The organism is Cellulomonas biazotea, assembly GCF_004306155.1.
Classification (GTDB): Bacteria; Actinomycetota; Actinomycetes; order Actinomycetales; family Cellulomonadaceae; genus Cellulomonas; species Cellulomonas biazotea.
In genome coordinates this window covers 1-20673 of record NZ_BIMR01000041.1, presented here as the reverse complement: position 1 = coordinate 20673, position 20673 = coordinate 1, and the positions used below count along the sequence as shown (strand labels likewise).

The window sequence follows — 20673 nt, the reverse complement described above, 5'->3', positions numbered from 1 at the left end:
GCCGCCGCGAGGTCGCCGCCGGCCGCCGACGCCACGAGCAGCGCGGTCCGGGCCGCGGGGGACAGCGCGTCGGCGCGGGCCGCGAACGACCGCGCGATCGACGCCGGCACCGGGATCGGCGCGCCGTCGGGCAGGGCGTCGAGCGCGACGTCGTCGGGCAGCTCCAGCAGCGCGAGCGGGTTGCCGCCGGTCGACGCGAGCAGCCGCGACCGGGTGCCCGCGGACGTCCGTCGACCGGCGTCGGCGAGCAGTGCGTCGGCGTCCTCCGGCCCCAGGCCCGTGAGGGACAGCGTCGGGAGCCCTGCGGTGAGGACCGTCGAGGGGTGCTCGTCGCGCGCCGACAGCAGCACGACCACCGGGTCCGCGGTCAGCCGCCGCGCCGCGAACGTCAGCGCCTGCGCCGTCGGCGGGTCCAGCAGGTGCGCGTCGTCGACGACGAGCGCGAGCGGCTCGTCCTCCGCGACCCGGCTCAGCAGCCCCAGCACCCCCGCGCCCACCGCGAACCGCTCGCCCGCCGACCCCGGCCGCAGCGCGAGCGCCGCGCCCAGCGCCTCCGCCTGCGGCGCGGGCAGCGCGTCCAGGTGGTCGAGGACCGGCCGCAGGAGCTGCAGCAGCCCGCCGAACGGCACCTCCCGCTCCGCCTCCACGCCCTGCGCCTGCAGGGTCCGCATCCCGTGCGTCGCGGCCTCCGCGGTCGCGTCGCGCAGCAGGGCCGTCTTGCCGATGCCCGCCTCGCCGACGACGACGAGCGTCCCGCCCTCACCGACGCGCGCGGCGGCGGTCAGGGCACGGATGACCTGACGCTCGCGCTCGCGGCCGACCAGCACCGTCCCACTCTAGGGACGACCCCAGGGGGACCCCCTGATGCGACGCGAGGTGCGTGGCCGGGAAGGTCGGAAACGGACAAGTCGTCCATCCCACCTTCCGCTTCAAGGAGACCATCGTGACCCTCCAGGCCGACGCGCCGCAGCGCGCCATCGACCCCGACAAGCTCATGTCCTTCGTGTTCCGCGCCGTCGACGAGGTCGGCGCGACGCTCAACACGGCGCTCGTCGTCATGGGCGACAAGCTCGGGTACTACCGCACGCTCGCCGACGGGAGCGCCCTGACGCCCGCCGAGCTCGCCGAGCGCACCGGCACCGGCGAGCCGTACGCCCGCGAGTGGCTGTCCGCGCAGGCCGCCGGCGGCTACGTCACCTACGACCCGCAGACGCGGCGGTACACGCTGCCCGCCGAGCACGCCGTCGCGCTCGCCGACCCGACGAGCCCCGCCTACCTGCCCGGGTTCTTCCAGCTCGCCGCCGGCACGGTCCGGGACGCCCCGGAGATCCTCACCGCCGCCACCGACGGCGACGGCCTGGGCTGGCACGCCCACAACGGCGACGTGCACCACGGCTGCGAGAGGTTCTTCCGCACGATGTACAACGGGCACCTGCTCAACGACTGGCTGCCCGCGCTCGACGGGGTCGTCGAGAAGCTCCAGGCCGGGGCGCGCGTCGCGGACGTCGGGTGCGGGCACGGCGCGTCGACGATCCTCATGGCGCAGGCGTTCCCGAGCTCGACGTTCGTCGGGTCCGACTACCACGCCGCGTCGATCGCGGTCGCGCGGGCACGCGCCGAGGAGGCCGGGGTGTCCGACCGTGTGACGTTCGAGGTCGCGCCGGCCACCGCGTTCTCGGGCACCGGTTACGACCTCGTCGCGATGTTCGACTCGCTGCACGACATGGGCGACCCGGTCGGCGCCGCCCGCTACGTGCGGCAGGCCATCGCCGAGGACGGCACGTGGATGGTCGTCGAGCCGATGGCGGGCGACCGGGTCGAGGACAACCTCAACCCCGTCGGGCGCACGTACTACGGCTTCTCGACGCTGCTGTGCACGCCCGCGTCGCTGTCGCAGGACGTCGGCCTCGCGCTCGGCACGCAGGCCGGCCCGGCGCGCATCCGCGACGTCGCGACGACCGCCGGGTTCAGCACGTTCGGCACCGCCGCGTTCACGCCGTTCAACAACGTGTTCGAGATCCGGCCGTGAGTCCCTTCACCGAGAAGGGTGACCCGGCGGCCGTGGCGGGACAGACTGCGTCTGTGAGCCACGGCCCCCGGGTCGCACGCCCGGACCCCGCGTCGCCACCCGCCCCGGCGTCCCCACCGGGCGCCGCGTTCGCGCACCCCAGCCGGGCCGCCGACGCGGAGCTCGAGGGTGTCGTCGTGCGCGACGGCGTGCCCGTCGTGTGGTCCGTCTACAACGACGCCGCGCCGACGACCGTCGTCCTCGTGCCGACCTGGTCGATCGTGCCGTCGCGGTTCTGGAAGGCCCAGGTCGGCTACCTGTCGCGCCACTACCGCGTCGTCACGTTCGACGGCCGGGGGAGCGGCCGGTCCGGTCGGCCCGCCGGCGCCGCCGCCTACACCGACACCGAGTACGCGGCCGACCTGCTCGCCGTCCTCGACGCCACGTCGACCGCGTCGGCCGTCCTCGTCACGCTGTCCTGCGGTGCGGCCTGGGCCGTGCACCTCGCGGCGCGCCACCCGTCGCGCGCGCAGGGGATCGTCGCGATCGCCCCCTCCTGCGGGCTCGACGTCCCGACCCCCGGGCGCGACCACGTGCCGTGGGACCAGCCGCTCGACACCAGCGAGGGCTGGGCGAAGTACAACAAGCACTACTGGCTCGGCGGCGGCTACGACGACTTCCTCGAGTTCTTCTTCGGCCGGATGTTCTCCGAGCCGCACTCCACCAAGCAGATCGAGGACTGCATCGCGTGGGCGCACGAGATCACCCCTGCCGTCCTCGCCGACACCACCGCCGGGCGGCTCGGGTGCGACGGGGCCGTGTGCGAGTCGATCGTCCCGCTCGCGCGTGCCGTGACATGCTCCGTGCTCGTCGTCCACGGGTCGGACGACCGCATCCGGCCGCTGGCGTTCGGCGAGCGGCTCGCCGAGCTGACGCGCGGGTCGCTCGTCGTCCTCGACGGCGCCGGGCACGGACCGCCCGCGCGCGACCCGGTGAAGGTCAACCACCTCATCCACGACTTCGTGCAGCAGGTCACCGGGTCGTCGGTCCCGCCCGCCTGGGACGCCGCGACGACCCCGACCCGTCGCACGTGGACCCGCGCACTTCGCCGACCGAAGCGCGCCCTCTACCTCTCGTCGCCCATCGGCCTCGGCCACGCGCAGCGTGACGTCGCCATCGCCGCCGAGCTGCGCGCCCAGCGCCCCGACCTGCAGGTCGACTGGCTCGCCCAGCACCCCGTCACGCGCGTCCTCGCCCAGCACGGCGAGCGCATCCACCCCGCGTCCGCGTGGCTGCGCAACGAGTCCGGCCACATCGAGCACGAGGCCGGCGAGCACGACCTGCACGCCTTCCAGGCGATCCGCCGCATGGACGAGATCCTGGTGAACAACTTCATGGTCTTCTCCGACGTCGTCGCGTCCGGCGACTACGACCTCGTGATCGGCGACGAGGCGTGGGACGTCGACTACTTCCTGCACGAGAACCCCGAGCTCAAGCGGTTCGCGTTCGCGTGGATGACCGACTTCGTGGGGTGGCTGCCAATGCCCGACGGCGGGGCGTCCGAGGCCGCGCTCACCGCCGACTACAACGCCGAGATGATCTCGCAGCGGGCACGGTTCGGGCGGGTGCGGGACCAGTCGGTGTTCGTCGGGTCGCTCGACGACGTCGTCGACCAGCCGTTCGGGCCGGGGCTGCCGTCGATCCGCTCGTGGACCGCCGACAACTACGCCTTCGCGGGGTACGTCACAGGGTTCGACACCGACGCCGTCGTCGGTGAGGCCGAGACCGTGCGCGCGTCGCTCGGCGTCGCCGCCGACGAGCGGCTGTGCGTCGTGACCGTGGGCGGGTCCGGCGTCGGCGAGCCTCTGCTCCGCCGGGTCCTCGACGCCGTCCCCGCCGCACGCGCACTCGCCCCCGACCTGCGGTTCGTCGTCGTCGCCGGCCCCCGCATCGACCCGGCGTCCCTGCCCGCACCCGCCGGCGCGACCGTCCTCGGCTACGTCCCCGACCTGTACCGCCTGTCCGCCGCGTGCGACGTCGCCGTCGTCCAGGGCGGCCTCACCACCTGCATGGAGCTCACCGCCCTGCGCAAGCCGTTCGTGTACGTCCCCCTCCAGCACCACTTCGAGCAGACGTTCCACGTCCGCGCCCGCCTCGACCGCTACGAGGCCGGCCGGTACCTGCCCTACGAGGCCGCTATGGACCCCGACGGGCTCGCCGAGGCCGTCGCGAAGGAGGTCGGCCGGGAGGTCGCGTACCGGGCCGTCGAGACCGACGGCGCCGCGCGGGCGGCAGCCATGCTGGCGGACCTCGTCTGAGCCGTGCGCACGGCGTCGCGGGAATCAGTGCGACGCCCGCGACGTTGGGGCAGTAGTCTGGTCCGCGCTGCCCCCGAGCGTGCTCGGGTCCAGCCAGTTGATAACTGAACATGGGGGTGATCGGTTTCGACGGTGATCGTCGAGCCAGGAGAAGCGGGTCGAGGACGCACGGTTATCTCGTCAACGCTCCGTGCAAATCATAGGTGCCGATAACAAGCGCACCGACTTCGCCCTCGCCGCCTGAGCGAGCCTCGAAGTCCGTCGGCCTAAGTACGCTCTCGACTTAGTTCCCGGCGTCATCTAGAGAGCCACTGCTGCTCATCATCGTCAGTGTGATGAGCGGGACTTCTAGCTGACTGAGCCCGTCCACCTTCTCGTCCGTGGGAGTGGTGGGGGCTGAGAAAATCCATCACGGACTGCACCCGGAGAAGCCCTGGTTTTTCGTCACCGGACGCGGGTTCGATTCCCGCCACCTCCACCCATGCGATGTCCTCAGGGCATCGACAGAAACGGGCCGGCCCCTCGGGGTCCGGCCCGTTTGCGTTGCGAGCCGCGCACCGTGGGGATCGACGCACGTGGGGCCCGTTAGCCTCGGTCGCGTGGATGACGAGGTGGGCCAGGACAAGACCGACGTGCTTGCCGACCTTCGGCGCTACCCCGACGTCGAGGCGCCGAACCTGCATGCGGTCGACGCGAGCGACCGGCTGATCCTCGACGAGGCCGCGTCCGCGCTGGCGGGAGCGGCGGGCTCGGACGTCGTCGTGATCGGCGACCACCACGGCGCGCTGACGCTCGGCGCGATCACGCGCCACGGCCTGTCCGGCGTCCGCACCCACCAGGACCGGCTGCTCGGTGAGCAGGCGCTCCGGGCGAACGCCGAGCGGCTCGGGCTCGGCGGCTTCACGTCGCTCGGGCTGACGCCGGAGCTCGTGTCCGGTGCGCGGCTGGTGCTGCTGCAGCTTCCGCGGTCGCTCGACGCGCTCGACGAGGTCGCCGGCCTGGTCGCCGAGCATGCTCACCCCGACGTCGTGGTCGTGGCGGGCGGCCGGGTCAAGCACATGACGACCGCAATGAACGACGTCCTGCGCCGTCACTTCGCCGACGTGCAGGCGCGCCTCGCCCGGCAGAAGTCGCGCGTGCTCGTGGCGTCGGTGCCGCGTCCGGCGAGCGAGCGGCCGGCGCCGCGCTGGCCCGAGTCGCAGGTGCACCCGGACCTCGGCCTCACGGTGTGCGCCCACGGGGGTGCCTTCGCGGGGACGGGGATCGACATCGGGACGCGCGCGCTGCTCCGGCACCTCGACGCGATGCCGGCGAACGCTGCGTCCGCTGTCGACCTCGGCTGCGGCACGGGTGTGCTGGCCGTCTCGCTCGCGCGGGTACGCCCGGGGCTGACCGTCACGGCGACCGACGAGTCAGCGGCCGCGGTGGCGTCCGCCCGCGCGACGGTCGAGGCGAACGGTCTGGCGGACCGCGTCGACGTCGTGCGCGCGGACGGCGCCGGGCCGGTCTCCGACGCGAGCGTCGACGTCGTGCTGCTCAACCCGCCGTTCCACGTGGGTGCGGCGGTGCACTCGGGGGTCGCCCGCTCGCTCTTCGCGGAGGCGGTCCGGGTGCTGCGGCCCGGCGGGGAGCTGTGGGCGGTGTGGAACTCGCATCTGCGGTATCGGCCGACGCTGGAGAGCGTGGTCGGACCGACCCGGCAGGTCGGCCGGGACCCGAAGTTCACGGTGACGGTGTCCACGCGGCACGCGCGCTGACCCCCTGACGCGGCGGCAGCCCGCGGCGCACGGCCCGCATGCGATCGGGGAGCCCGGCGTGGAGTGGTCACATTGCGCCGCCCCCGGACGTCAGGACACTGTGACGACCGTGGACCCCACCCTGTTCGAGGCCGAGCGCGGACGCCTCACAGCGATCGCCGCGCGCATCCTCGGTGCCAGCGCCGAGGCGGACGACGTCGTCCAGGAGGCCTGGCTGCGCTTCTCGCGCGCCGAGGGCGTCGACGACCCGCCGGCGTGGCTGACGACCGTCGTCACGCGGCTGTGCCTCGACCACCTGCGCAAGCGGCGGACGCGCTCGACGGCCGAGGCACAGGCGCCTAGCGCGGTGCCGGACGGCGTCGACCCGGAGGCCGACGCGTTGCTCGCCGACCGTGTGGGCGGTGCCATGCAGGTCGTCCTCGACGTCCTCGCACCGGCGGAGCGCGCCGCGTTCGTCCTGCACGACGTGTTCGGCTACCCGTTCGACGAGATCAGCGAGGTGATGGGCCGCTCGGAGACCGCGGTGCGCAAGCTCGCGAGCCGTGCACGGCTGCGACTGCGCGGAGCCCCCGAGCCGGTGGACGAGCGGTCCGCCCGTGCGGACAGCCGGCACGTCGTGGACGCGTTCCTCGCGGCGGCGCGCGGCGGGGAGCTGGGGTCCTTGCTGGACCTGCTCTCGCCCGACGCGGTGATGCGCGCCGACGTCGCGGGCCAGCGGATGGGGGCGGAGGCGCTGTACGACGGGGCCGCCGCCGTCGCGGGCCGGTTCCGCGGGGGAGCGCGGGGCGCGCAGCCGGTCCTCGTCGACGACGAGCCGGGGCTCGCGTGGGTGGTCGGCGGTCAGGTGAGCGTCGCGTTCGCGTTCCATCTCGTCGGTGGTCTGGTCGCCGAGATCGAGCTCATCGCCGATCCCGAGGTCCTCGCCACCCTCAGCATCGTCCCGGCAGGCAGCGAGGAAAGGAGCGTGGACGCATGAGGTTCCGCACGCAGGTCGAGCCGAACGAGCCGATGCGCGGGCTGGAGGTCCCACCCGACGTCGTCCGCGCGCTCGACGGAGGTGCACGGCCGCGCGTCACCGTCACGCTCCACGGTCACACATGGAGCACGCGCATCGCGATCATGCGCGGCCGCCACCTCATCGGGCTCAGCAACGCGCACCGGTCGGCGACCGGCGTCGCGGTCGGTGACGAGGTGGAGGTCGACGTCGAGCTCGACACCGCGCCCGTGGTCGTCGAGGAGCCCGACGACCTCGTCGCCGCCCTGGCTGCCGAGCCCGCCGCCCGAGCCGCCTACGAGCGGCTCACGGTGAGCCAGCGTCGGCAGCACGTCCGGACCGTCGAGGGGGCGAAGACGCCCGAGACGCGGCGCCGGCGGATCGCCGCGCTCGTCGAGACGCTGGTCGCGCGGGCGTAGGAGCCGACGTCGTCGAGGTGCTGCAGGAGCCCGCGCACCGGCCGTTCGGCGGCGTCGACTTCTCGTTCCTCGACCCGTCGGGGAACGTGGTGCGGGTCGTCGAGGAGCGCTGACCCGGGTGCTGCGCGTCGTCGCGAGGCGGCGCGCATGACGCGAGCCGCTCGAACGCACCGGCCAGGTCGGCCGTCGCCAGCGCGACGCCGGCGTAGACGCCCTTCGCCATCAGCGCCCGGACGGTGCGGTGCTCCTCGTCGGTGACTCCCGGCGACGACACGGGCGGCCCCAGCACGAGCGCCGGGCCGCAGCCGACGCCCGGACCGAACGTCAGCCACCGCATCGCCCCCGAGCCGACGTCCTCCCGGACCTCGAGACCGAGCGTGTCGCTGTAGAGCACGAGTGACGACGCCGGGTCGAGGTGCGGGAGGAACGCCCGGTGCACGTGGACGTGCACGCGTCAGGCCTCGAGCGCCGGCGCGGTCTCCCACGCGAAGCCGTCGACGTCCACGAACCCGCCGCCGACGACGCCGATCGCCAGACCGTGCGCGCCCGAGCCCTCGGGATCGACGCCGAACTCGGCCGCGAGCCCCGTCCGCTCGTACAGGCCGAGCGTCACGGCCCCGTCGCCGGGCTCGAGCTCGACGTACTGGCCGTAGTCCTTCGCGACCTCGAACCCGCGGTCGACGTACGCCCGCGTGCTCGCCGCGACGTCCGCCACGCCGAGCAGCAGCACGACCCGCTCGATCGTCGGGTCGGCGCCACCCGCACCCGGCGCCGCCGACGTCGCGAGCTTCCAGACGCTCCCGTCGGGCGCCCGCAGCACGCCGGAGTAGCCGCCCCACTGCTGCGCCTCGGGAGGCTTGATGGCCGTGGCGCCCGCCGCGAGAGCCCTCGCGAAGACGTCGTCGACGGCCGCCGGGCCGCGCAGGTCCACACCCACGGTGAAGCCGCGGAACCCGGTCGTCGGGGCGTCGGACCCCCGCACCTGGACGGGGAGGTCGGGCCCGAAGACGGTCCGGTAGAACGCCTCGGCCGAGGCCTGGTCGGTCACCTCGAGGGTGACGTGCGCGATGTCGGTCATGGTCTGCCCAATCGTCGAAGGGGTGAGTCACCCTCCTGACGCGTGCGGTCGCACGAGTGTGACAGCGCCGAGCCCGCACCCGGGCGCATCCGCCTGACGAGCCGTCGCGGCGCTGCGCCTCGCCCTAGGCAACCGGGAACGCCTCCGCCAGCACTCGGTGGACGTCCTCGACCGCGCCTGGAGTGAGGCCTCCCGGAGCCACGAGCTGCTCGGCGGCCTTCTTGGGCCAGAGGACGTCGACGCCGTCGACCGTGAACGAGCCGCCGAAGACCGGCCAGTCGGCGTCGACGAAGCAGAGCATCCCGCGCGCGGGAACCTCGGGCAGACCGGCGTCGTCGAGCGCTGACCTCACGAGCGTGACCTGCTTGTGGACCCCGTCGACGAGCGTGGTGCAGTCGCGAGACCCGACGAACAGCGCCGACGTGCGGGGTCGGAGGAGGCCGCCGGTGACGACCAGGCGCGGTCGCCCTCGGTAGCGCTTGGCGTCGATGATGACGACGCCGCCGGGGCTGACGGCGATGTGGTCGATGTTGGCCCTGGTCCGGGGGATGCGGCGATCGTGGAGCACCCGGACGCCGCGGTCGCGCAGCGCGTCGAGGCGCTGGCCGAGCAGCTCCTCTCCCTTGGCGCCCCGGGCCCACGCCGTCGTGCTCTGAGGCTCGTCCGACAGTGCCAGGATCAGGCCACCCAGTCGCGGGTGCGCTTCTCGGATCCGCGTCTCCCGCTTGGCCGCGCGACGTTCGTACTCGCGCCGCGCGGACGCTCCGGCCGCGCCGGTCTCCACCGGCGCGGGGCGAGGCTCGGGTACGAAGGACGTCGTCGCGGCGACCTCGGTCTCGACCGTCACGACGCTTCCGCCCGGGCACGTCAGGCACGCGACTGTCTTCGCCGAACGGTCGTACGACGCTCGCGTGCCGGCATCGAGCCCGACGCCGCACAGGCAGCACGTGCCGGCGTACCGCAGTCGCATGACCTTGACGTCGGCGGGAGCGCCCTCGATCGGTGTCGCCATGCTGGGGTGATCGGCTGACGACGCACCGTGCTCAAGTGCGGGCGGGGCATCGGTCCGACGTGGAGACACGACGCGACGACCTGGACCGTCTGGTCCTTGCCGCACCGCGCCGTGGCTGGTGAGCTCTCGTCGTGGATACCGCCGTCGAGGCCGCGCTGCGCGACCAGATCATCCGTTGGGTGCAGGAGAGGGCGGAGGCCAACGGTGGGTTCCTGCACCGGGAGGAGCTCCTGCGGTTCACGGTGGGGAACCGGCGACTGCCGATCATCGACTACTCGCGGGGGATCAGGAACCCCGCGGAGTTCGGCTCGACGCTCGCGATCGTGTCGTCTGCCCACGGACCGTACGACGACATCGAGAGCGAGGAGGACGGCCTCCTGCACTACGCGTACCGCGACGGTGACCCGTTCGGCGGCGACAACGCGAAGCTGCGCAACGCGATCACGACGGGCATGCCGCTGATCCTGTTCCGCAAGGAGGTGCCCAACTACTACACCCCGATCGCACCGGTCTACGTCGTCGACGACTACCCGGAGGACCGCACGTTCCTGGTCGCGCTCGACGAGTCGTTCCGGTTCATGGGTGACCTCAAGGACCTCACCGTCGACCAACGTCGGTACGGTCTGCGGCTCGCGCGTCAGCGGCTCCACCAGCCCGCGTTCCGGACGCGTGTGCTGCTCGCGTACGAGACGCGGTGCGCGATGTGCCGGCTCGCGCACGGCTCGCTGCTCGACGCGGCGCACATCGTCCCCGACGGCGAGGCGCTCGGCGTCCCGACGACGGCGAACGGGCTGGCCCTCTGCAAGATCCATCACGCCGCGTACGACCAGAACCTGCTCGGTGTCAGCCCGGACCACGTCATCCACCTCGATCGTGACCTGCTCGACGAGGTCGACGGCCCGATGCTCCGGCACGGGCTCCAGGCGATGCACGGTCACCGGATCACGCTGCCCCGTCGCCCGGCGGACGCGCCTGGCCGCGACCTGCTCGCGTGGCGTTGGGAGCAGTTCGCGTCGCGGTGAGGGTTCGCGCTGCGGACCCTCACCGTGGGCGTAGTGCCGCGTCCGCCGATTCCGGTCCTTTGGTCCCTGGGCATGCGTGACCGCCGTCACTAGCGTCGGCGTGACGACAGGGGCAGGAGTGGCGATGACCAGCATCACGACCGCGGCGGAGGCCTTCCTCGACAGTCGACGGATCGCCGTCACGGGGGTGTCCCGCACGCCGGGCAGCCACGGCGGCAACGTCGTGTACTGCCGTCTGCGGGAGCTCGGGTACGAGGTGTTCGCGGTGAACCCGAACGCGGAGTCCGTCGAGGGAGACCCGACGTACGCGAGCCTGGCCGCGATCCCCGGTGGGGTCGAGGCGGTGGTCGTGGCGACGCGGCCGGAGCACGCGGCGGCGACCGTGCAGGAGGCGATCGACCTCGGCGTCACGCAGGTGTGGATGCACCGGTCGATCGACCGGGGGAGCGTGGACGACGAGGCGACACGGCTGGGCCGCGACGCGGGGCTGACGGTGATCGACGGCGGCTGCCCGCTGATGTACGGGCCGCACGCCGACCGCGGGCACCGCATCATGTGCCGCGTCCTGTCGTTGACGCGTCGGATCCCGCGGCAGGTGTGAGCGCCGTCGGCAGGTCGGCGACCGACGTCGGCGAGGGCGGGCGACGCGACGGCGGCAGACGAACCGCGCGCGAGGACGTGGTCCGCGACGTGGCGCGACGGGCACTGGACGCCGTGCCGACCAACACGATGTTCGCGGTGGCGGCGCTCGACCGTGGCGCACCGCTGTGGACGGACCGGGACGTCGACCCGGGGGCGTTCCACGTCGTGCACCCGTACGGCATGTCGTTCGTGTGGGGGCCGGCCGTCGACGAGGCGTTCCCGCTGGTCGTGGCCCACCTGACCGGCAGGAGCACCGGGGAGGAGTGGCTGCAGGCCGAGCCGCGGTGGGACGGGCTCGGCTGGGACGACGCCCTGCGCGTCGGGGCTGCGACCGAGGCCGACGCGGCCGGGCGGACGGCGACGACCACGCGGCACGTGCGCGTGAACTTCGCGTTCGACGTCGAGGCCTTCGCGGCCCGACGGGCCACGCTCGCGCCGCCCGCGGGGTGGGTTGCGCGACGGGCCACGGCCGACGACTTCGCGTGGCCGGGGTCGGTCGTGCCGAGCGGGTTCTGGCCGGACGCGGCGTCGTTCCTGGCGCACGGCGGCGGGGTCGTGCTGGAACGGGACGGCGTGGTCGGGGCGATGGCGTTCGCGTCCTACCGGTCCGGCGAACGGTTGGAGATCGGGATCGAGACGGCCGAGTCGTGGCGGCGGCGAGGCCTCGCGGTCGCGGTCGCGGCGGCGATGGTCGAGGTCGCGGTCGACGCGGGACTCACGCCTGTGTGGTCGTGCCGGGAGGAGAACGTCGGCTCGTACCGGCTCGCGTGCTCGCTGGGCTTCGTGCCGACGACCCGGACGCCGTACTACCGCGTGAGCGCGTCCGACCCGCGCGACTGACGGGACCCAGGGCGCGGCTCGGAGCCGCGCGCACGCGACGACGGGTGCTACAGCTCCTCCAGAGGGATCGCGGGGTCGGCGAGGCGTTCGCGTGCGACCGTCCGGCCGACGAGCGCGCGGAGGCGGTCGTTGACGTCCCAGACGTTGACGTTCATCGCGGCCCGCACGATCCCGTCCCGTAGCCAGAACACGACGACCTCCCCGCCCGCGGGGTCGCCCCGCACGATGACCTCGTCGTCGGAGTCGGCGTGCCCGACATACTCCATCCCGAGGTCGTACTGGTCGGTGTAGAAGTACGGCTGCCAGTCGTAGACGTCGGGCCGGCCGAGGATGGAGCGCGCGGCGAGCGCACCCTGGCGGATCGCGTTGTCCCAGTGCTCGACGCGCAGCGCGTGCCCGAGCGTGGCGTGGTGCGCGAGCGCGACGTCCCCGGCGGCGAGGACGGCTGGGTCGGCCGTGCGAAGGTGCTCGTCGACGGCGACGCCACGGTCGTCGGCGGCCAGGCCCGCGGCGCGGGCGAGCGCGACGTTCGGGGCGGCGCCGACGCCGACGAGCACGAGGTCCGCGGGGATGACCGTGCCGCCCGCGCGGACACCTATGACCCGCCCGGACGTCCCCTCGAACCCCTCGACGCCCACGCCCGTGCGCAGGTCGACGCCGTGGCGACGATGCAGGTCCGCGAAGAACGCCGCGACCTGCGGACCGAGCACCCGCAGCAGCGGCTGCGCCGCGTACTCGAGCACGGTGACGTCGAGCCCGGCGAGTCGCGCGGCGGCGGCGACCTCCAAGCCGATCCAGCCGCCGCCGACGACCACCAGGCGACGGCCGGCGACGAGGTCGGCGCGCAGCGCGTCGCTGTCGGTGAGCGTGCGCAGCGTCCGCACGCCGTCGAGCCGCGCACCGGGAATGTCGAGGGTGCGGGGGCGGGAGCCGGTCGCGAGGACGACGTGGTCGTAGGAGAGGGTGTCGCCGTCGGAGAGCGTCACGGTGCGCGCCGCCCGGTCGAGCGCGACGGCCACGGTGCCGAACCGGGTGGTCACGTCGTGGTCGTCGTACCAGCCCGTGTCGTGGACGAAGACGTCGTCCCGCGGCGACGCACCCTGCAGGTACCCCTTGGACAGCGGCGGTCGCTCGTAGGGTCGGTCGGGCTCCTCACCGACCAGGGTGATCGGTCCGGTGTCGCCCTCGTCGCGCAGGGTCTGGACGACGTGCGCGGCGGCGAGGCCCGCGCCGACGACGACGGTTCCGGACATGACGACCTCCTGGGGTTGGGTCGGACGGGGCGGACGATCAGGGGTGGACGGCGGCCAGGAACTCGGCGCGCGTCGCGGGCGAGTCCCGGACGAGGCCCGACAGCGCGGACGTCGTCGTCACCGCCCCGACGGCGCGGACCCCGCGCAGCGCCATGCACAGGTGTTCCGCCTCGACGACGACGCCGACACCGCGGGGTGCGAGCTCGGCGTCGAGCCAGTCCGCGACCTGGCGGGTGAGGCGCTCCTGCACCTGGGGACGTCGCGCGAACATCTCGACGACGCGCGCGAGCTTGGACAGCCCGAGGATGCGCCCGTCGGGCAGGTAGCCGACGTGCGCGACGCCGACGAACGGCAGCAGGTGGTGCTCGCACAGGGACTGCACGGGGATGGACCGGACGACGACCAGCTCGTCGTAGCCCTCGTCGTTGGGGAACGTCGTCATCGCGAACGGGCGGGGCGCGAGCATCGCGGCGTACGCCTCGGCCATGCGGCGGGGGCTGCGCTCGGTGCCGGGGGAGTCACACCGGACCCCGAGCGCCGCGAGGAAGGCCCGAGCGGCCGACTCGGCGGCGTCGAGGTCGGCGCCCGGGGGTGCGTCGAGGCGGAGGTCGTCGGTCGTCGTGAGCGTCATCGCGGCCTCGTTTCTAACGAACAGATCTCTGTACGTTAGAAACTTCCGCCGGTAGTGTCAACGCCGTGGACCGGGAGCGGAGCGGGACGCTGGCGGCGGACGCCGCGAGCATCGGCGCGCTCGCCGACCCGGTGCGCCTCGCGCTCTACCGGTACGTCGTCGCCCAGCCCGAGCCCGTCAGCCGCGACCAGGCCGCCGAGGCCGTCGGCGTCGCCCGCCACCAGGCCCGGTTCCACCTCGACCGGCTGGAGACGGACGGTCTGCTCGCGTCCAGCCGCGCCCGGCTGACCGGCCGCAGCGGCCCCGGCGCCGGACGCCCCGCGAAGCTCTACCGGCGTTCCCCCCGCGAGGTCGCCGTCTCGCTGCCCGACCGGGAGTACGAGCTCGCCGGACGCCTGCTGAGCGACGCCGTCGCCGAGTCCGTCCGCGACGGCTCCCCGGTGCTCGACGCCGTGACCCGCGCGTTCGCCGGCTACGGCCGCGCCGCAGCCCGTCAGGCGCCGCCCGCGGAACCGGACGCCGACCCCCTCGACGGCACCGCCGAGGTCCTGGCCCGGCACGGCTACGAGCCGCACCGCGACGGCGACCGCGTCGACCTGCACAACTGCCCGTTCCACGCTCTCGCGCAGGCGCAGACCGACCTCATCTGCCACGCCAACCTGTGCCTCGTCGCCGCCGTCGCGGACGAGGTCGCGCACGACAGCGTCACCGCCCGCCTGGAGCCGCAGCCTGACCGGTGCTGCGTGGTGCTGGAGTCGTCGCAGGCGAGCGCGCGCCGTCCGGGCGACCTCTGCTAGGTCGCACCCGCCGCGCGGTGGCCGCCGAGTCCGGCACGCAGGGCGAGCAGGATCGCGCTCTGGTCCGCCACCGAGGGAGGCATGTCGGCGACCAGGCGGGCCACGTTGTCGTCGTCCAGGAGGGCGAGCGCCCGGGGCGCGGCCGAGCCGAGAGAGGCGGCCATGTCGAGCCCGAGGCGGTGAGCGGCGGCGAGGTCGGGGTCGAAGTCGTAGGCCTCGAGCAGCGCGATGCCGTCCTCGTACAGCGCGTCGAGCAGCGAGCCGGATGCGTACCACCCGATGATCGACTGCAGGTCGACGGCATCGCGCCGCGTCTCGAGTCGGCGGTCCGACCAGGCGGTGAGCTTCAACGAGGTGAGCCCCGCGACTGACGGGACCCGGACGACCGTCCCGTGGGGGAGGGCTGCCGTGATGCTGGTGTCGTACGCCTCGCGCAGGCCGACCGTGCTCATGACCGTGCCGTCACCCCACGCGATCGTGCGCTCTCCGGTCTCGACGCCACCGAACGGGACGACGTCCACCCGCAGGCCGGAGACCACGAACGTGTGCCGGCGCCGTCCGGCACGATCGAGCTCGACGGCGAGCGCGTCGAACGACCGCCACGACGGCACCGCGACGGCGATGTCGACGTCGGCAGTGGCACGGGCCGGTGGCGCGCCGACGAGGGCGGTCGACAGGATGTCGCGCGCCGTCGCGCCGATCACCATGAACGGGATGCCGTGCCGACCGGCGGTGATGGCGAGCTCGGCCAGGACGTCGCTCGCGACCGTGATCCTAGGATCGGTCGAGCTCGACAAGTCGATCGTCGGCACCGCGGATCCTCTCCGCGTGCTCACGCTGTCGTGGGTCGCCAGACGACACGAGGTCGGCGTAGACGAGCGGGGAGGGGACGAGCGGGCTCGTGTCGTCGAGCCGGGTCCAGAAGCGCCGCCGGAGGTGGACCGTTCCGGTGTCCGGCCGCATCCGGTACTTCGCGACGACCGCGGCAGGGACGCGCTCGACGTAGAACGTGGCTGACGCCGGGTGCAGGTGGGGGTCGACCCGGTGGGCCGCGAGCTCACCGCCGAGCTGAGCGCCTTCGGCCAGGAGATCGGTCTCGAGCTCTCCCGCCCGGTCGGCGTCCGGGAGCACGAACGACGCGATGGGCAGCTTGCGCGACAGGGTGACCGTGTAGGCCTCCGCCCACCGGTCGAGGAGCTCGCCGCCACGGTTCAGCGCCCGACCGCTCGTGCCCTCGCGGAGGTAGCCGGCCGCCGTGAGCTCGTGCACCACGGTGTGCACGGTGCCGACCGAGACGCCGCTGGTGGTGGCGATCTCGCGCACCGGGCGGGCGGCAAGGTCGGACCAGCTCAGCAGTGCGAAGACGACCCTCGTGCCCGAACGGGTGAAGGCCCGCGCCGCCGTCGTGTCGGGGACGCGGGGAGGGGGCGACATGCGCGGCCGTCGCCCGCTGACGTCGATGCGGAGCCCCGACCACGACAGGTGGACGTTCCCCGCGGCGTCGGCGTGGTCGACGCCGCGGGCGCGCAGGACGTCGGCGACCGGGTCGGGGATGTGGCGGGCGACGAGCAGGAGCGGCCGGTGACTCGGGAGCGACCAGGCCGTGGCGAGCCGACGGTCGACCGCTCCGAGCTTCGCGACGGTCAGGTAGGTGGTCCGACCGTGAGGCCCGGCGTCGAGGGTGAGGAGCTCGTCCGAGGTCGCGCCGTCGTCGGCTCGGCGGCGGCGCGTGACCGTGATGCCGACGTCGGTGAGGGACCGGACGACCTCGTCGATCAGGTCGTTCGATCCTCGCTGCTGTTCAACGGCAGTGAACACGGCTCAATAATGAACGCATGGCGTGTCGACGTGCAAGAGGCCGTGCGTCGTTCTGTCGGACGCGAACGGCATCGCCCGTCAGAACACCTGCCGCAAGTTCGCCTTCGTCAGGTCGAGCAGCTCGTCGCCGCGGCCCGACAGCAGCGTGCGCAGCGCGTAGAGGGCGAAGCCCTTGGCCTGGTCGAGCTTGATCGACGGCGGGATCGTCAGCTCCTGACGCTCGGTGACGACGTCGATGAGGGCGGGGCCGTCGTAGGCGAACGCCTCGGCCAGCGCGCTGCGCAGGTCGGACGACTGCTCGACGCGGAACGCCTTGAGCCCGGCGGCCTCGGCGATCGCCGCGAAGCTCGGGTTCTCCAGCCCGGTGGCGTTGGTGACGAAGCCCGCGGCCTTCATCTCGAGCTCGACGAAGTTCAGGGACGCGTTGTTGAAGACGACGACCTTCACCGGCAGCCGGTTCTGCGTGAGCGTGAGGAGCTCGCCGAGCAGCATCGCGAGACCGCCGTCCCCGGACAGGGCGATGGTCTGGCGTCCCGTCGCGGCGGCGGCACCGACGGCCTGCGGCAGCGCGTTGGCCATCGAGCCGTGGATGAACGAGCCGATGAGGCTGCGGCGGCCGTTCATGTGCAGGTAGCGGGCGGCCCAGATGACGGGGGAGCCGACGTCGGGGATGAAGACGGCGTCGTCGGCGGCGAGCTCGTCGATGACGCGTGCGACGTACTGCGGGTGCAGCGGCTGCTTCCCCTTGCGCGGGGTGGCGAGGTCGTCGAGCTTCGTGCGGGTCTTCGCGTAGTGGGCGAGGGAGTCGTCGAGGTGCTCCCGGTCGGTCTGCTGGTCGAGCAGGGGGAGCAGGGCGTCGACCGTCTCGGCGACGTCGCCGACGAGGCCGAGCGCGAGCGGGGTGCGACGGCCCAGGTGCTCGCCGCGCAGGTCGATCTGGACGACCTTGGCCTTCTCGGGGAGGAAGGCGCGGTAGGGGAAGTCGGTGCCGAGCATGACGAGGGTGTCGGCGGACTCCATCGCGCGGTAGCCGGACGCGAAGCCGAGCAGGCCGGTCATGCCGACGTCGTAGGGGTTGTCGTGCTCGACGAACTGCTTGGACCGCAGCGTGTGGACGACGGGCGCGGCGAGCTTGCCGGCGAGGGCGACGACCTGGTCGTGGGCGTGCTCGGCCCCGGCGCCGGCGAGGATCGTCACGCGCTTCGCGTCGCCGAGCAGCGCGGCGGCCTCGGCGAGCTCGTCGTGCGCGGGCAGCACCCGGGGGCGGGTCGCGCGCACGGGGGTGGCCGTGGTGTCGAGCGCCTCGGACAGCGCGATGTCGCCGGGGATGACGACGACGGCGACGCCCCGCTTCTCCAGGGCCGTCTGGATCGCGGTGCGCAGGATGCGCGGCATCTGCGTCGGCGAGGCGACGTACTCCGAGTACACGGACGCCTCCCGGAACAGCTCCTGCGGGTGCGTCTCCTGGAAGTAGCCGCTGCCGATCTCCTCGGTCGGGATGTGCGCGGCGATCGCCAGGACGGGCACGCGGGACCGCTGCGCGTCGTACAGGCCGTTGATGAGGTGCAGGTTGCCCGGCCCGGCGCTGCCGACCGCGACGGCGAGCTCACCCGTCAGGGCCGCCTCGGCGCCGGCCGCGAACGCGGCGGCCTCCTCGTGGCGCACGTGCACCCAGTCGATGCCGGAGCCACGCAGCGCGTCGGTGAACCCGTTGAGGGAGTCCCCGGGGATGCCGTAGACGCGCTTGACCCCGGTGGCGACGAGGGTGTCGACGATGTTCTTGGCGACGGTGGTCATGGTCCTTCTCTCGGTGGTGGGGTCGTCGCGAGGTCAGGACGCGGCGGCGGGTGCGGCGATGGACGGCCACACCAGGTCGCAGACCTGGGCGGCGAGGTCGTGGTCGAGGGGCGCGTGGCCCCAGACGAGCCGGTGGTAGACGGGGGCGAACAGCACGTCGACGACGAGCGTGGGGTCGACGTCGGCGCGGACGGTGCCCTGCTCGACGCCGCGCTCCAGGTGGTGGGCGGCCTGGGCGCGACGGGGCTCGAGCCACTGCTCGAGCATCGCGAGCCCGACGGTGCGGTCGCTCGCCGCAGCGGCGAGCAGGTGGCGCAGCAGCTCGCCTGCGGGCGTGTCGCGGAGCAGGGTGACCAGGGCGTCGACCTGCAGGGTCACCGCCCGGCGGACGGGCAGCGCGTCGTCGAACTCGATGCTCTCGTGGAACCGCTCGAGCAGCCCCTCGGCCAGGACCGCGGCCGTCGACGGCCACCACTTGTAGATCGTCGTGCGGGAGACGCCGGCCCGGGACGCGACCGCGTCGACCGTGGGGACGGCCCCGCCGGCGAGGGCGAGGTCGGTGGCGGCGTCGAGGATGGCCAGCCGCGTGCGCTCGGACCGTGGACGGCCCGCGCGAGTCGTCGTGGCATTAGTGGACACGCTGTCCACTATAAGCACACCCTCGACGTCCCGCCTGTCCGGCCGGGGTGTCGGTGGTCACGTCGCCTCCGGACCGCGTGGTGCAGCGGTGGCGTCCGGGCGGCGGCGCACGGCACAGTGCTGGGCATGGCTGACGCACCGGTGCCGTTCGAGGTCCACGAGTCCGGCGCCTACCTGCACGGGACGAAGGCCGACCTGCGGGTCGGCGAGGTGCTGGAGGCCGGACGCCGCTCCAACTACGGCGCCGGACGGGCCGCCGGGTACGTGTACCTGACCCGCACGCTCGACGCCGCGACCTGGGGAGCGGAGCTCGCCGCCGGCGACGGCCCGGGCAGGATCTACGTCGTCGAGCCCACCGGCGACCTCGAGGACGACCCCGACGTCACCGACCAGCGCTTCCCCGGGAACCCGACGCAGTCGTACCGGACCCGCGAGCCCGTCCGTGTCGTCGGCGAGCTCACCGACTGGGTCGGGCACCCCGCCGAGCAGCTGCGGACCATGCGGGAGCACCTCGCCGAGCTCGAACGGCAGGGCGTCGAGGCGATCGACGACTGACCGTCAGCGGTCGGGTGGCCGACGTCGCACCGCGCGGGCGACCCGGACGACGACCCACAGCACGCCGGCGCAGATCAGCAGCACCGCACCCACCTGCACGAGCGTCGAGTACCAGTCGGCGGGCTCGTCTGCGGAGCCGGGCAGGCGCACGACCAGCAGGACGACGACCGCGACGACCACCAGCGCGAGGCCGTACCGCGCCCACGCCGGCAGGTGCGTGAGGTCGATCCGCCGTCGTGCGGGCCCGGGCATCTCGCCATCGTGGCACGACGCGACGGGGGCGCGGACGCCCCTTGAGGCTGCCCGATCGGGTAGCAGGGGAGGCCCTGGGACGGTCCTTCCGCCGGTGCGACGCTGACGTGGTGGGTGGGGGCACGCACGCGGACCAGCACGGCGCCGGGCAGGAGCAGGGGCGTCCGCGGACGGCCGACGCCGTGCGGCCCGAGGTCGAGGCGGCGGTCGTCGAGCCGGGCGTCGTCGACGCGCGGGACGTCGCGATGCTCGGCGAGCGACGCGCCGCGGGCAGCCGGGTCGATCCGCCGCCCGTGGGCGGTGCGTCGCTGCTGCGCCTGCAGCGGGCGGCGGGGAACCGGGCCGTCGCGGCGATGGTGGGAGGGCGCGGCGCGTTCCCACGGGTGTCCGGTGAGCGCCCGCCCGGTGAGCGGGCGCCCGCTGAACGTCGGACCGAGCGTCCAGGCGGTGGACGGGTGCCGGCGGAGCGGACGCCGGTCGTCCAGCGCGACATGGCGTCGACCCTGGAAGCGCGGGCCGAGCAGCAGATCGCGACGGCGAAGGCCGCCTACGCGGCCGAGCACCCGGAGGTCGAGGAGGGCGAGCCCCCCGCGCCGCCCACCCGTGAGGAGGTGGCCGCGGAGAAGGCGAAGCAGCGGCAGGCCGTCTCGGGTGCGGTGGCGCCTCCCGACACCTCGGGCGCCCGCGCCGAGACGGCGAGCGCCGCCGGAGCGGCGAAGGCCGAGGCCGCGAAGCCCCCCACGCCGGTCGCCGAGGGGAGGTCGGCCGGCGGACCTGCTGGCGGCGAGGCCGCGGGCGGTGCCGGAGCCGGCGAGGTGACCGCGGCGGCCCAGGGCGCGGC

The 20673-nt window shown here is 73.8% G+C and carries 20 protein-coding genes, 1 other RNA gene and 1 pseudogene; 12 read left to right on the top strand and 10 right to left on the bottom strand.

Going from position 1 to position 20673, the window contains the following annotated elements:
* The coding region (locus CBZ_RS04165) for an AAA family ATPase (protein ID WP_130780334.1) at window positions 1-827 on the bottom strand (827 nt) is incomplete at its 3' end.
* 116 nt (window positions 828-943) lie between these two features.
* Here CBZ_RS04165 and CBZ_RS04160 point away from each other — a divergent pair.
* From CBZ_RS04160 to CBZ_RS04135, 6 genes are all read left to right on the top strand, one after another.
* A complete protein-coding gene (locus tag CBZ_RS04160) occupies window positions 944-2029 on the top strand; it encodes a class I SAM-dependent methyltransferase (protein WP_246013038.1) in 1086 nt (361 codons plus the stop codon).
* 53 nt (window positions 2030-2082) lie between these two features.
* Window positions 2083-4326, top strand: coding sequence for an alpha/beta fold hydrolase (locus CBZ_RS04155; protein ID WP_130780333.1), 2244 nt, complete (start codon window positions 2083-2085; stop codon window positions 4324-4326).
* 112 nt (window positions 4327-4438) lie between these two features.
* Window positions 4439-4807, top strand: a transfer-messenger RNA (tmRNA) gene (gene ssrA, locus CBZ_RS04150).
* A 118-nt stretch (window positions 4808-4925) separates the two neighbouring features.
* Entirely contained in the window at window positions 4926-6083 is a 1158-nt protein-coding gene (locus CBZ_RS04145) for a class I SAM-dependent methyltransferase (RefSeq protein ID WP_246013036.1), read from the top strand.
* Window positions 6084-6192: 109 nt separating this feature from the next.
* Complete coding sequence (locus CBZ_RS04140) at window positions 6193-7059, top strand: sigma-70 family RNA polymerase sigma factor (RefSeq protein WP_130780332.1); 867 nt, start codon at window positions 6193-6195, stop codon at window positions 7057-7059.
* On the top strand, window positions 7056-7496 hold the full coding sequence (locus CBZ_RS04135) for a YdeI/OmpD-associated family protein (RefSeq protein ID WP_130780331.1): 441 nt from the start codon (window positions 7056-7058) through the stop codon (window positions 7494-7496). The genes CBZ_RS04140 and CBZ_RS04135 overlap by 4 nt, the downstream gene beginning before the upstream one ends.
* Window positions 7497-7950: 454 nt before the next feature.
* Here the strand turns inward: CBZ_RS04135 and CBZ_RS04120 are convergent, their stop codons facing one another.
* Window positions 7951-8574, bottom strand: coding sequence for a VOC family protein (locus tag CBZ_RS04120; protein ID WP_130780330.1), 624 nt, complete (start codon window positions 8572-8574; stop codon window positions 7951-7953).
* A 124-nt stretch (window positions 8575-8698) separates the two neighbouring features.
* Entirely contained in the window at window positions 8699-9586 is an 888-nt protein-coding gene (locus CBZ_RS04115) for a nuclease-related domain-containing protein (RefSeq protein WP_246013034.1), read from the bottom strand.
* 131 nt (window positions 9587-9717) lie between these two features.
* On the opposite strand from CBZ_RS04115, the gene CBZ_RS04110 reads away from it, so the two are divergent.
* The 3 genes from CBZ_RS04110 (at window position 9718) to CBZ_RS04100 (ending at window position 12090) form a co-directional block, all read left to right on the top strand.
* Entirely contained in the window at window positions 9718-10608 is an 891-nt protein-coding gene (locus CBZ_RS04110) for an HNH endonuclease (RefSeq protein ID WP_130780329.1), read from the top strand.
* A gap of 124 nt (window positions 10609-10732) precedes the next feature.
* Window positions 10733-11209: a CoA-binding protein gene (locus tag CBZ_RS04105; RefSeq protein WP_130780328.1), complete on the top strand. Its 477-nt coding sequence runs from the start codon at window positions 10733-10735 to the stop codon at window positions 11207-11209.
* 89 nt (window positions 11210-11298) lie between these two features.
* On the top strand, window positions 11299-12090 hold the full coding sequence (locus tag CBZ_RS04100; protein WP_130780327.1) for a GNAT family N-acetyltransferase: 792 nt from the start codon (window positions 11299-11301) through the stop codon (window positions 12088-12090).
* A 47-nt stretch (window positions 12091-12137) separates the two neighbouring features.
* Here CBZ_RS04100 and CBZ_RS04095 read toward each other — a convergent pair whose 3' ends face one another.
* Window positions 12138-13343, bottom strand: a complete 1206-nt coding sequence (locus tag CBZ_RS04095; protein ID WP_130780326.1) for an NAD(P)/FAD-dependent oxidoreductase — start codon at window positions 13341-13343, stop codon at window positions 12138-12140.
* Window positions 13344-13380: 37 nt separating this feature from the next.
* The gene (gene folE / locus CBZ_RS04090; RefSeq protein WP_130780325.1) at window positions 13381-13974 is read right to left on the bottom strand and encodes a GTP cyclohydrolase I FolE; all 594 of its coding nucleotides are present in this window, start codon (window positions 13972-13974) and stop codon (window positions 13381-13383) included.
* A 65-nt stretch (window positions 13975-14039) separates the two neighbouring features.
* Between folE and CBZ_RS04085 the strand changes: the two genes are divergently transcribed.
* Window positions 14040-14771, top strand: coding sequence for a helix-turn-helix transcriptional regulator (locus tag CBZ_RS04085; protein ID WP_218022704.1), 732 nt, complete (start codon window positions 14040-14042; stop codon window positions 14769-14771).
* On the opposite strand, the gene CBZ_RS04080 is transcribed toward CBZ_RS04085, so the two are convergent.
* From CBZ_RS04080 to CBZ_RS04065, 4 genes are all read right to left on the bottom strand, one after another.
* Window positions 14768-15583, bottom strand: coding sequence for a nucleotidyl transferase AbiEii/AbiGii toxin family protein (locus tag CBZ_RS04080; RefSeq protein WP_130780324.1), 816 nt, complete (start codon window positions 15581-15583; stop codon window positions 14768-14770). The two genes, CBZ_RS04085 and CBZ_RS04080, sit on opposite strands and share 4 nt — an antisense overlap.
* Entirely contained in the window at window positions 15546-16589 is a 1044-nt protein-coding gene (locus CBZ_RS04075) for a type IV toxin-antitoxin system AbiEi family antitoxin (RefSeq protein WP_130780323.1), read from the bottom strand. Before CBZ_RS04075 ends, CBZ_RS04080 begins: the two co-directional genes overlap by 38 nt.
* Before the next feature lie 78 nt (window positions 16590-16667).
* A complete protein-coding gene (gene poxB, locus CBZ_RS04070) occupies window positions 16668-18386 on the bottom strand; it encodes a ubiquinone-dependent pyruvate dehydrogenase (protein WP_130780322.1) in 1719 nt (572 codons plus the stop codon).
* Window positions 18387-18419: 33 nt separating this feature from the next.
* On the bottom strand, window positions 18420-19025 hold the full coding sequence (locus tag CBZ_RS04065) for a TetR/AcrR family transcriptional regulator (protein WP_246013032.1): 606 nt from the start codon (window positions 19023-19025) through the stop codon (window positions 18420-18422).
* Between the two features lie 126 nt (window positions 19026-19151).
* Between CBZ_RS04065 and arr the strand changes: the two genes are divergently transcribed.
* Window positions 19152-19580 (top strand): NAD(+)--rifampin ADP-ribosyltransferase, encoded by a 429-nt coding sequence (arr, locus tag CBZ_RS04060; RefSeq protein WP_130780320.1) that lies wholly within the window; start codon window positions 19152-19154, stop codon window positions 19578-19580.
* Between the two features lie 3 nt (window positions 19581-19583).
* On the opposite strand, the gene CBZ_RS04055 is transcribed toward arr, so the two are convergent.
* Window positions 19584-19832 (bottom strand): DUF202 domain-containing protein, encoded by a 249-nt coding sequence (locus tag CBZ_RS04055; RefSeq protein WP_130780319.1) that lies wholly within the window; start codon window positions 19830-19832, stop codon window positions 19584-19586.
* A 110-nt stretch (window positions 19833-19942) separates the two neighbouring features.
* Here CBZ_RS04055 and CBZ_RS04050 point away from each other — a divergent pair.
* A pseudogene (locus tag CBZ_RS04050) lies at window positions 19943-20673 on the top strand (hypothetical protein); the annotation flags it as partial.